This window comes from Acetivibrio cellulolyticus CD2 (assembly GCF_000179595.2).
GTDB classification, from domain to species: domain Bacteria; phylum Bacillota; class Clostridia; order Acetivibrionales; family Acetivibrionaceae; genus Acetivibrio; species Acetivibrio cellulolyticus.
In genome coordinates this window covers 753805-767377 of record NZ_JH556658.1, presented here as the reverse complement: position 1 = coordinate 767377, position 13573 = coordinate 753805, and the positions used below count along the sequence as shown (strand labels likewise).

3 protein-coding genes are annotated in these 13573 nt (G+C 38.3%); all 3 read right to left on the bottom strand.

The genetic code is table 11. The annotated features are described in order from the left end of the window. Positions 1-16: 16 nt before the first annotated feature. From ACECE_RS28175 to ACECE_RS0218845, 3 genes are read right to left on the bottom strand one after another with little or no spacing between them, the layout of a single operon-like run. Complete coding sequence (locus ACECE_RS28175; RefSeq protein WP_010250069.1) at positions 17-2191, bottom strand: glycoside hydrolase family 3 N-terminal domain-containing protein; 2175 nt, start codon at positions 2189-2191, stop codon at positions 17-19. 19 nt (positions 2192-2210) lie between these two features. After that, the gene (locus ACECE_RS0218850; RefSeq protein WP_010250067.1) at positions 2211-3200 is read right to left on the bottom strand and encodes a Gfo/Idh/MocA family protein; all 990 of its coding nucleotides are present in this window, start codon (positions 3198-3200) and stop codon (positions 2211-2213) included. Between the two features lie 54 nt (positions 3201-3254). After that, positions 3255-13562, bottom strand: a complete 10308-nt coding sequence (locus ACECE_RS0218845; protein ID WP_010250065.1) for a non-ribosomal peptide synthetase — start codon at positions 13560-13562, stop codon at positions 3255-3257. Positions 13563-13573 lie beyond the last annotated feature (11 nt).

The window sequence follows — 13573 nt, the reverse complement described above, 5'->3', positions numbered from 1 at the left end:
ATAATATTTTTTTTAACTAACCTTTTTGACAAGAATTGCATATCTGTATTTTGCCTGTTTTATCAGCTATTTGAAGCTGAATTACTCTTGGTTCGGATACCAATTCCAAACTCTCATTTAATACACAAAGCTGTTGCGGAAGTATATTAAAACTTACTTTCTTTTCTTCCCCTTGCTCTAAGAAAACTTTATCAAATGCCAGTAATTGTTTTGCAGGTCTGGTAACCGATATATATGAATCATGAATATATAATTGCACGCTCACTTCACCGGATACACGCCCTATATTTTTTACATTTACACTAACCTCAAATTCTTGATTTTCTGATACACTGTCCGGAAGTACTAGATCGGAATATTCAAACTCAGTGTAACTAAGACCATATCCAAAAGGATACAAAGGTTCGTACCTGGTGTTTATCCTTGAATTATAGACGCATGGCAACTGAGAATCGTCTTTTGGAAACGAAACCGGCAAGCATCCGGAAGGATTGTACTCTCCGAATATAACATCACCTATTGCACTTCCGCCTTCTGTTCCCGGGAAACATGACCATAGCAGAGAGTTTACATTCTGAGCAGCCCAGGACATTTTTAAAGGTCTTCCGCTTATCAACACTGTTATAATAGGTATATCAGCAGCATGAAGGAATTTTAACGCTTCAAATTGTTCTTCCGGCAGCTGTAAATCCTGAACATCTCCAAACCACTCTGCATAAGGTTGTTCGCTGATAACAAATATACAAACTTCTGATTTTTCAGCAGCCTTTTTAATTTTCCCTTTATCAGAATAATCTTCGATAAATTCCACCTTTGCTTCAGAAGATACTCTGGACTTAACAGCATCTAAAATAGTTTCTCCGCTTATTAATTGTTCCTCTTTAGCTCCCTGCCATACCATTGTCCATCCGCTGCAAAGATGTCTTCGACAGTTCGCAGCTTCACCTACAATTAAAATAGAATCTATGTCCTTTGAAAGTGGAAGAATAGAATCTTCATTTTTCAAAAGTACAATCGACTCCCGAGCAGCTATTAATGCTGCGTTTTTGGCTTCTTCGGATAGTATCGTTTTCCTCGCCTGTACAATATCACTAGGCTCTTTATTGAACATATTGAATTTGAATTTTGCTTTCAAAATCCTTCTAACTGCATCATCTATTCGGCTTAAAGGTATTCTGCCGTTATTAACGTTTTGTTCAATTAAATCAACATAGTTTAAATCTACAGGTGCCATTATCATATCCACACCGTTATTGATAGTCTTAACTAAAGCCTCCCCGATTGTTGGACACACTTTATGATAATCGTATAGTTTAATTACATCGCCCCAGTCTGAAGTAATAATTCCTTCAAATCCAAGCTCACCTCGAAGTATATCGTTAACCAGCCATTTTGAAATCAGAACCGGAGTCCCGTTCACTTCAACACTGCTTATCATTATCATCTCTAAACCAGCATCTATTGCAGCTTTAAAAGGTGGAATATGAACTTCCTTCAAACTTCTCTCAGAAATATCAACAGGGCCTCGATCTTTTCCATTAACGGAACTGCTGCATGCAATAAAATGCTTTGCACAAGCCATTACCTGGGAAGTGCTTTGAGTTCCTTCAACAAAACTTTTTCCAATAACTGAGGCAAGGTATGGGTCCTCACCCAAGGTTTCATATGTTCTTCCCCATCTTGGATCTCTTGCAACGTCCAGACAAGGTGCATAATTTAAATCAACTCCTACAGCAGAAATCTGTTTAGCAGTTATTTCTGCCTGCATTCTTGCAATATGCGGATTCCATGTTGCAGCAACAGCAAGATTGTGAGGAAAAATAGTTCCCCCGATTATATAGTTAAAGCCATGGACAGCATCTAAGCCATACATTATTGGTATTTTGAGCCTTGTTTTTGAACCGCGTTCTTTAACTGTGCCTATAAGCTCAACCCATCCTTCAACGGTATTTCTTGGTGCAGCAGAACCACCGCTCATAATTGAGCCAATATTGTATTCAATCAAAACTTTGTTTATCGCATTATAATTTAAGTTGTTTTCGATTCTCAGCCATTCCTCTTCAGACAACCGATCATCCCATGGTTCCTGCATAAGTCTATGTGTCTCAATCTGAACAATTTGTCCAATCTTTTCCCTTAGAGACATTTTTGACATAAGTTCATCAACTTGTATATTTAAGCTATTCTTCATTATTATCATTCCTTTCGTTTCACTCGACAGGATATTTTAGTCCCCATTCTGCACGCAACCTATCTAAAGTCTCCATTATTTCAAGCGTTTCATCTAACGGCATAATTTCACTCTCCAGCTTTCCTTCCCTCAAGCAGCGGTTGACCTCTTCTGCTTGATAATTTAACCCATTAGATACAAAGGGTATTTCAATCTCCTTCTCCTCCTGATCGGTCAATTTTACAAAAAATCTTGTTGGCCGGGAAAAGTTTGGAATTCTTATATAACCCTTTGTACCGCATATCAAGCCATCATGGGGCATATCAACAATAAAGGAGGAAGATAACACTGCCATTTTGCCATCACCGTATTCAAATATATATGCAGCCTGCTCATCTACGTTTGTATCCCCTATATATCCATAAGTTTTTACTTTCTCAGGGGATTTTTTAAACACCATCCGAGAAAAGGAAACAGGATAAACCCCTATGTCAAGCAATGCCCCTCCAGCTAAGTAAGGATCAAAGTAGTATTTAGGGCAACTTTCACGGTTTTTAGCTCCAATCCCAAAATCACCTTTAAAGATCTTAATATCTCCGATTGTGCCCTCTGAGATCGTGCGGTCAATTTCCATAACACAAGGCAAAAACCTTGTCCACATTGCCTCCATTAAAAACACTTTGTTTTGTCTTGCAATTGCAATTAACTGTTCAGCTTGTTTTGAATTAACAGTAAAAGGCTTTTCACACAATACAGGTTTTTTGTTTTCTATACAAAGAACACATGTTTCGTAGTGATAATTGTGTGTGGTTGCTACATATACAACATCAACAGATTGGTTTTTAATTAAATCAAGATAGTTATCATAGCAATATTCAACGCTAAAAGTTTTGGCAAACTCCAATGCTTTGCTTTTTGTTTTTGATGCTACAGCTATTAATTCTGCATCAGCCACATATTTTAAACTCTCTGCAAAGCTCTCTGCAATCCTTCCACATCCTAATATTCCCCACCTTATTTTTTTCTGCATAACCTTTTTACCCCCCGTTGTAATACCTTCAAAATTTTAGTTCTTTGCCTCGCACTATTTAGAACTTCCGATAAACTGAACCACTTTTATATACTGATTAATCATTTCCTTAACCTTATCGCTTTTAAGTCTTGCTCCATTGTATTCACAAACCAGACAAAGCCGCCCATTTTCATTACTTAACTCAAGTACAAAGTCATAAATATCGGCGAGATCTCTTGTCCTGTTTAAATCTTTTTTGTTATAGAATAAAGGTAGTATTTCATTATCACCTTTAAATGCCGCTGTTTCTTTGTTGAGATCGTATAAGTTATAGCGCCCATCAAAAGCCTCAATATTCTTTTTATTAATCTGCCTGCCCAATTCTCCGAAACTATCAACGTTACTCAGATTTATGTCCAATGGTAACACCACGCCATCATCGACCAAAACTTGTACAGTAATTTCATGTTTATTAGATATCTGAGCAAATAAGTATATGTATGCCGAAAGCAATATATCGTTTATCTCGATTTTTTCCCTATTAGCCATTTCTTTAAGGCTGTCCAGTACTTCATCAGCTAAACTGAACCTGAAAACAGAGCCATTAATATCAACGCTGTTACCGGTAAAATATTGGCCAGGTATTTCCACATACTTTAAACTCACAATTTTCTTTTCTGTTCCAGCTTTTTCAATAAACTCCGCAAGTTTTGATATAGTTGGATTAGAGAAAATATCAGTAACCTTGACCTTGTCGGCATATTGGGTTTCAATCTTTGAATGCATCCTTATAAGCAACAGTGAATTGCCACCTAAATCAAAGAAATTATCTTTTACGCCTACATTTTCAACACCTAATACTTCTCGCCAGATTTGAGCCAAATTTGTTTCAATTACTCCTGTTGGCTCTATATACTCTACACCAGTATTCACATTCCCTTCAGGCTCAGGAAGTGCTTTTCTGTCAGCTTTTCCATTTGGAGAAAGAGGCATTTTTTCAAGCCGTATAAAGTATGACGGAACCATGTATTCAGGCAGGTTCTTTGTCAGATGCTCTCTTAGCTCTGACGGTGTAAGCTCCCTGTCAGATACCAGATATGCACAAAGGTAGCTGCTGCCGTCTTTATCCATTTTTGCTGTTACCACTACTTCTTTTATACTTTCATGTTTTAATAGCTCTTCTTCTATTTCCCCAAGTTCAATTCGGAAACCTCTTACCTTTACCTGGTGATCCAATCTTCCAAGGTACTCTATATTACCGTCAGGAAGCCATCTTGCAAGGTCTCCTGTTCTGTACATCCGTTTCGAATTGATTAAGTTATCTCCCTCATTAAATGGGTTTTGAACAAACTTTTCTGCCGTAAGTTCCGGTCTGTTGAGATACCCTCTTGCCAGTCCGTCACCTGCAATACAAAGTTCTCCCGGTATTCCAACCGGTTGAAGGTTGTTATGTTTGTCTACTATATAAAGCTTAATATTATCTATTGGCTTGCCTATCGGAACTAGTTCGATATCACCTTCAGAAGGGCAGTCATAGTACGATACATCCACCGTTGCCTCGGTTGGGCCATAGAGGTTTATAAGCTTTGTTCCGAACTTAAGTCCAGCCTGCCTGTTAAACCTTTGCACCTGTTTTGTTCCTAGTGCCTCTCCACTGGCAAATACCTGCCTCAGGCTTGAAATCCTGTTCAGATTCTTTTCATTTTCCATATATTCAAGGAACATGTTAAGCATCGACGGAACAAAGTGCATTGTAGTTATTTTATTCTTTTCTATTGCCTCGGTTATTGCACCAGGGTCCTTCTCTCCTCCCGGTACCAGGAAGCAGACCTTTGCTCCTGCAAAAAACCACCAGAACAGTTCCCACACAGACACGTCAAAGGTATAAGGTGTTTTTTGAAGTATTACGTCCTGTTCTCCTATTGGATATTTTTTATGCATCCAGTTGATTCTGTTTATCACGGAATAATGCTCTATCATAGCTCCTTTTGGCTTTCCGGTAGAGCCTGATGTATATATTACATATGCAAGATTTCTTGATGTATTTATCTCATCTAAGTTTGAACCTACACCACTATATAGAGACTCATCATCCAGGTCTAAAACAGTAGTCTTGCAAGTAACTTCGCCTTCATCTGCCAACTGTACAGCATAAGCATTGTTCTTTGTCAAAAGTATATTGGCTCCACTGTCCTCAAGTATAAACCTGACTCTTTCGTCAGGATATTCCGGACTTATCGGAAGATAGGCTCCGCCTGCCTTTAGAACTGCGAGTATTCCTACCATCATTTCTATTGAGCGCTCAAGCATTATTGCAACTATGCTGTCACCCTTAACGCCGTGCTCTCCCAACACTCTAGCGAGCGAGTTAGCTCTTTTGTTCAGTTCACTGTATGTCAGCTTCTCATTTTCAAAGATTACCGCAGTGCTGTCAGGAGTCTTTTCAACCTGTTCTTCAAATACCCTGCTGATAGTCTTATCCATTGGATACTCACACTTTGTGTCGTTAAAATTTGACAGTATCTGTTCCTGTTCATCTTCTGCCATCATTTCTATTCTGGAAATCTCTATATCAGGATTCTTTACAATCTGCTCAAGTATCTTTTCAAAGTGTTTTGTAAACCTTTCCATTGTTTCTCTTTTAAATATAGCTGTACAATATTCGAGGTTAAATCTGATACTTTCACTCATTTCAACTGCTTCCAAAGTGATATCAAACTTTGAAACCCCATTCTTAAACTCAAAAGGTATAAACTTCAGCCCATTAACATCTGTTTCAGGTATCCCCATATTCTGAAGTACAAACAGAGTATCAAATAAAGGATTTCTACTTAAGTCCCTCTTTAATTCCAGATCATCTATTAATTTTTCAAACTGATAATCCTGATTTTCCAGTGCACTTAATACATTATTCTTTACTTCATCGAGGAAACAACTAAAATTCTTACCTCCTGAAATGTAATTTCTCAATGCAAGTGTGTTAACGAACATTCCTGCAAGATTTTCCAGATCGGCATGGGGTCTGCCTGCTGTTGGTGATCCTACTATAATATCTTCCTGACCCGTGTATCTGTGAAGCAGGATATTATATGCAGCAAGAAGCACCATATACATTGTTGCACCTGTGTTTGCAGCTACAGTCCTCAAGTTTTCTGCCAATTCACCGGATATGGAGAAGGTTATTTTGTCACCTTTGTAGCTCTGCGTTGTTGGTCTTGGATAATCTTGCGGCATGTTGAGCACAGGTATCTCTCCTGTAAAAACTTCTTTCCAGTATTCCTGCTGCCCTCTGATAAGCTCAGTCTCAAACAGCTTATTTTGCCATGCTGCATAATCTCTATACTGGACATTAAGTTCCGGCAAATCAGCTCCCCTATATAGTTCAATAAACTCTTTAACCAGTATAACCGTAGAAACCCCATCCGATATGATATGGTGCATATCAAACATAAGCAGATGTTTTTCCTCACTGATTTTAACAAGTTTTGCCCTAAACAGAGGGGCCATACCAAGGTCAAATTCTTTTATAAATCCTTTTATTATTTCCTCTGTATAATCCTGTGGCACTTCATCAAAACTCATGCTGAACTCTACATTCTTGTATACCTTTTGTACAGGCTCACCATTTATAAAATCAAAAGAAGTCCGTAAAGTTTCATGCCTCTTAACTAATTGTACAAACGCATTTTCAAATGCATCTTTGTTTATTCTTCCCTCAATGGTCATTATACCCGGCAGATTATATGCAGTACCAAGGCTGCCCATACGTTCAAGAATAAATATACGTTTTTGTGCCGATGACACCGGATATACGCAGAACTCCCCGCTTAAATCCATGTAATCTTTTTCCGCTAAAGGCATAATGGAAGAATATATATCTCTTTCAGATTTTCTGATATTTTCTATAATCCCCTTAACAGTAGGAGCTTTAAATATTTCACCTAAGGAAATCTGAACATTAAACTCCTTATGTATCTTAGATACAAGTGCAGCCGCCTTTAGTGAATGTCCTCCAAGTTCAAAGAAATTATCATTAAGACCTACTCTGTCGCATTCAAGTACATTCTGTAATATATGAGCCAGCTTCTTTTCATCTTCACTTACAGGTTCTACATACTCTACACCGGTATTTACATTACCTGCAGGCTCTGGAAGTGCTTTTCTGTCAGCTTTTCCATTTGGAGAAAGTGGCATCTTTTCAAGTCTTATAAAGTATGACGGAACCATGTATTCAGGCAGGTTCTTCGTTAGATGCTCTCTCAGCTCTGCCGGTGTGAGCTCCCTGTCAGATACCAGATATGCGCAAAGGTAGCTGCTGCCGTCTTTATCCTTTCTTGCTGTTACCACTACTTCTTTTATACTTTCGTGTTTTAATAGCTCATCTTCTATCTCTCCAAGTTCAATTCTGAAACCTCTTACCTTTACCTGGTGATCCAATCTTCCAAGGTACTCTATATTACCGTCAGGAAGCCATCTTGCAAGGTCTCCTGTTCTGTACATCCTTTTCGAATTGATTAAGTTATCTCCCTCATTAAACGGGTTTGGAACAAACTTTTCTGCCGTAAGTTCCGGCCTGTTGAGATATCCTCTTGCCAATCCGTCACCTGCAATACAAAGTTCACCCGGTATTCCAACTGGTTGAAGGTTGTTATGTTTGTCCACTATATAAAGGTTTATATTATCTATTGGCTTGCCTATTGGTACTAGTTCGATATCACCTTCGGAAGGGCAATCATAGTACGATACATCCACTGTTGCCTCCGTTGGACCATAGAGGTTTATAAGCTTTGTTCCGAATTTATGTCCTGCCTGCCTGTTAAACCTTTGCACCTGTTTAGTTCCTAATGCTTCTCCACTGGCAAATACCTGCCTCAGGCTTGAAATCCTGTTCAGATTCTTTTCATTTTCCATATATTCTAAGAACATGTTAAGCATTGACGGAACAAAGTGCATCGTCGTTATTTTATTCTTTTCTATTGCCTCAGTTATTGCACCTGTGTCCTTCTCTCCTCCCGGTATCAGGAAGCAAACCTTTGCTCCTGCAAAAAACCACCAAAACAGTTCCCACACAGACACGTCAAAGGTATAAGGTGTTTTTTGAAGTATTACGTCCTGTTCTCCTATTGGATATTTTTTATGCATCCAGTTTATTCTGTTTATCACGGAATAATGCTCTATCATAGCTCCTTTTGGCTTTCCTGTAGAGCCTGATGTATATATTACGTATGCAATGTTCCTTGATGTATTTATCTCATCCAAGTTTGAACCTACACTACTATACAGAGCTTTATCATCCAGGTCTAAAACAGTAACTTTACAAACCTCACAGCCTTCATCTGCAAACTGTACACCATAAGCATTGTTCTTTGTCAAAAGTATATTGGCACCGCTGTCGTCGATCATATACCTGACTCTTTCGTCAGGATATTCAGGGCTTATCGGAAGATAGGCGCCGCCTGCCTTGAGAACCGCCAGTATTCCTACCATCATTTCTATTGAGCGTTCAAGCATTATAGCAACTATGCTGTCACCCTTAACACCATGCTCTCTCAATACTCTGGCAAGCGAGTTCGCTTTTTTGTTAAGTTCACTGTATGTCAGCTTCTCATTTTCAAAGATTACCGCTATGCTGTCAGGGGTCTTTTCAACCTGTTCTTCAAATACCCGGCCTATAGTCTTATTCATTGGATATTCACACTTCGTGTTGTTGAAATCTGACAGTATCTGTTCCTGTTCATCTTCTGATATCATTTCTATCGTTGAAACTTGCTTATCAGAGTTTTCAATTATTTTAGATACTATATTTGAAAAATGTTTTGAAAACCTTTCTATCGTTTCTTTTCTGAATAGTCCTGTATTATACTCAATTATGCATTCCAGTTCACCTGACTTACCGGTATATACATCAAGTTTAAAATCCAGCTTGGAAGTATTGGAAACAGTCTTATGGAGATTAAAATTAAGCCCCTCTATACCAAGCTTGATATCTTTTTCAAGCTCGTTATGGAAAATCAGCATTGTATCAAAAAGTGGGTTTCTTGAACGTTCTGTCCTGTATGCGAATTTTTCTACCATCATGTCATAGGGATAATCCTGATTCTCATAAGCTCCGAACACCGAGCCATTTACTATATTTACAAGTTCTTTAAAGGTATTGTCAGGTTTTAATCTGTTTCTTACAGGAATGAAGTTATTAAACATTCCTATCATATTCTCCACATCAGGATGTCTTCTTCCGGCTACAAGTGAACCGATTATAATATCTTCCTGACCTGTATACCTGTATAAAAGAACTGTATAAGCCGATATAAGCAGGGTATTTAAAGTCACCCCATATTCTTTAGCCATACTGTTTAATGATGACGAAACTTTTGTATCAAGCTTAAACTCTACAATATCCCCTTCGAAGGTTCTGCTATCTGATCTGTTAAAATCACAAGGCATATTAAGAACAGGAATTTCACCTGCTAAATTGTTCATCCAATATTCCTGCTGTTTTTTAATTTCAGGACTTTCAAGAAAAATATTGTGCCAGTATGAAAAATCCTTGTATTGTATTTTTAATTCCGGAAGGCAAATATCATTATAAATCTCTCCAAATTCTCTCATAAGTACAGTAGCTGAAATACCGTCGGATACTATATGATGCATGTCAAGCAAAAGTAAATGCTTGCTGTCATGTATCTTAACTAATGCAGCACGAAGCAATGGAGCGTTACTTAAATCAAACGGAAGTATAAGCTTTTTAAGTACACTGTCAATACTTTCTTGTGAAGACTCCATGCAAATGAGCTTAAATTCAACTTCTTTATGCACCCTTTGAACTATTTCTCCGTTATAAATCTCAAAAGATGTTCTTAAAGGCTCGTGCCTTTTTATAAGAGCCTCAAAAGTCGTACCTACCTTTTCGGGATCAATTCTGCCTTCGACAGTCATAGCCAGAGGAATGTTGTAACTTGTACCTATTCCATCAAACTGCTGTTGTACAAACATTCTCTTCTGTGAAGACGATGCCGGATAAACTCCTTCCGGATATTTTACTTTTAAATAATTCTCATCTTTCTCTACAGGCTTTACCTGTGAATATATGCTCGTTTCTGCACCATCCATTAACTGTGCAAGTTCTCTGAGATTTTTAGCATTGAGTATCTGTCCTAAAGGAACTGACTTATCAAATTCCTTATGTATACGCGCAGCAAGAACTGTGGCCTTCAATGAATGACCACCCAATTCAAAGAAATTGTCCTTTGTCCCTACCCTTTCAACTCCTAATACTTCCTGCCACAATACAGCCAGCTTTTTCTCTGTTGCACTTTCAGGAGCAACATAATCCGTTCCTCCTTCATGCGTTTGAGGCTCAGGCAATGCCTTTTTTTCAATCTTACCGTTTGAATTTAACGGCATAATTTCAAGCCTTATAAAGTCAGCCGGCACCATATAAACGGGCAGTTTTTCCAGTAAGTGCTCACGAAGGAATGATAAATCAATGTCTTTTTGTGCAGTAAAATATGCACACAGATACTTGTTACTCTTTTTATCCTCTCTGGCAAGCACCACAGCTTCCTTTATGCCTTCAAATTCCAAAAGCTTTGACTCAATTTCCCCAAGTTCTATTCTGAAACCCCTTAGCTTCACCTGAGTATCTATTCTGTCTAAAAACTCTATACTGCCATCTGAAAGCCATTTTGCCAGATCACCGGTTCTGTACATTATTTCGCAGTTATTTTTTCCAACCTCGATACTCTGGTTATTGTCTTCTCCAAATAAAGGTCTTTGAACAAACTTTTCTTTTGTAAGTTCATCACGGTGCAAGTATCCTTTTGCCAGTCCGTCTCCTGCTATGCATAATTCGCCCGGTGCTCCAAAAGGCTGTAAATTATTATTCTTATCTACAATATAGATTTTAGTATTTGATAAAGGTTTTCCAATAGGTATAGTCCCTGCGTCGCTCTCAATTTTATCTACAAAATGATATGACGCAAAAACAGTGCTTTCAGTAGGTCCATAAACATGAATCAGTCTTCCCGGGCCTACATATTCCAATACTTTTCTGACATGTGGCACCGATACCCTTTCGCCACCGAAAAGCACCTTTCTAACGTTTTTAAAACACTCAACATTAAGGTCTGCCAGAGTATTAAATAGAGCCGTCGTTACAAAGAAAACACTTATTTTTTCATCTTCGATAATGCCAGACAGCTTAATAATATCCAGCACAGTTTGCCTGCTTACCAGGACAAGCTTTGCTCCATTCAAAAGAGACCCGAAAATATCAAAAGTAGAGCCGTCAAACGCATAGTTTGACAACTGTAGCAAGGTATCCTTGTGTGTAATATCTATATAGTTGGTATTCTTCACTACTCTGCTGATGTTGTAATGTGTAGTAACAGTACCCTTCGGCGTGCCGGTTGAGCCTGATGTATACATAACGTAGGCAGGGCTTGAAGAATTGTTTATACACTCAATATTTCCGCCATCTTCATTTTCAAAACCACTACCTGGTTCATCAATTATAAGACCCTCTATTGCAGAACCTTCCAATATACCTGTACTCAAAAGTTTTTGTTTCAATTCCATACCCGTAACCAGAAAGCGTGTACCTGAGTCACTGATAATTGAAGCAATTCTTTCTTGCGGATAGTCAGGATCTATAGGAAGATATGCCCCACCTGCCTTCAAAATTCCCATTATACCAACCATCATATCTATGGATCTCTCGAGTAAAACGCCTACAATACTTTCAGACTTAACCCCTTTTTTTCTTAAGTATCTTGCAAAACGGTTAGCTCTTTCATTCAACTCTCTATAGGTGATTTCCCTACCTTCATAGGAAAGTGCAATATTCTCCGGCGCATTTTCAACCTGCTGCTCAAACAGCTGGCTTAAAGTCAAATCACAAGGATATTTTGAAGAGGTGTCGTTTAAACTCTCCAGAATCATATACTTTTCTGCTTTTGACAGAATATCTATTTTTGAAACTTCAAGGTTTGAGTTGGCAACCATACTCTCAATTATATTTGCAAAATGACCTGCCATTCTTTCAATTGTTTCCTTATAGAACAAATCTCCGTTATATATGAACTTTATTTCTATTTCTTCAAATAACGAGATTGCAACAGCTATATCAAAATTTGTCATCTCGAAGGTTGAATAGGATTCCAATTTTAAAATGCCATCCCTGCTTTTCAATTCTTTATCGAGAGGATAATTTTCAATTACTATTATTGAATCAAACAGTGATTCTTTACTATCCATGCTGCTGCATGATTTTATATCTATAAGCGGAGTATTTTCAAATTGTCCTCTTTCCCGGATATTTGTTTCAATTCCATCGAGCATCTCATTTACGCACTCACCGGGATTTAATTTTAACCTTAAAGGTGGGGTGTTTATAAAAAGCCCTGCCATATTTTCAATTCCCTTGATTTTTGCTGTCCTTCCCGATATAGTCGTACCAAAGATTACATCGTCGGTATTGTTATATCTTTGAAGCAAAATTCCCCAAGCTGCATACAGAATTGATGCCGGAGCTACTTTTCTATCCCTGGCAAAACCATTGAGCTTTCGGGCAGTATTTTCAGGAAATTGATATGTGTAAACATCAGCCTTTACAATATCTCCATGCTTTCTTCTATCCCATGGCAGCAAGGTCCTATCGTAGAACCCTTCAAGGTACTTTTTCCAATAGTCTTTTGGTACATTTACATCCTGGCTGGTCGTTTCGCTGCCGCTACACTGCTCGCCTATGCGTCCTAGGCTGGTCGTTTCGCTGCCGCTGCACTGCTCACCTATGCGTCCAAGACTTTGATGCCATTTAATAAACTCCCTGTACTTGTTCTTTACATTCCTTACAGGCTCCTGTCCTTCATAAAATGCCTGGTAAGCCTCAAAGAACTCCTTGATAAGGATAGCATTGCTCCAGCCGTCATATAGTATGTGGTGGCTTGATATTATCATCTCACACTGCTGATTTCCCAGTATGCCTAAAGTTATCCTGAAGGGTTCACTAGCAATATCGATATTTTCTTTTCTATCCATCTTCCTTAATTCTTCAATCCGTTCTAAAAGCACATCTTTACTGAGGTCTGAAAAATCATATACCCTGACTGGAATTTCATAATCCTTTAGTACAACTTGAACAGGCTTTTCAAGCTTCTCCCACCTGAAAACCGTCCTTAGTATTTCATTGTTTTGAGCAACAAAATTCCATGCCTTTTTTATTAGTTCTATACTCACCATTCCGGTGATCCTCATGCTCAGCTGTTCAAAATATTGACTGCTGCCGGGATTGCTTAAATAGTGAAAGAGAATCCCTTCCTGCATTGCAGTCAGAGCCAGCATATCTTCAACGTTTTTCTTATCAAGCTTTTTAGTAATCATATGTAAATGCC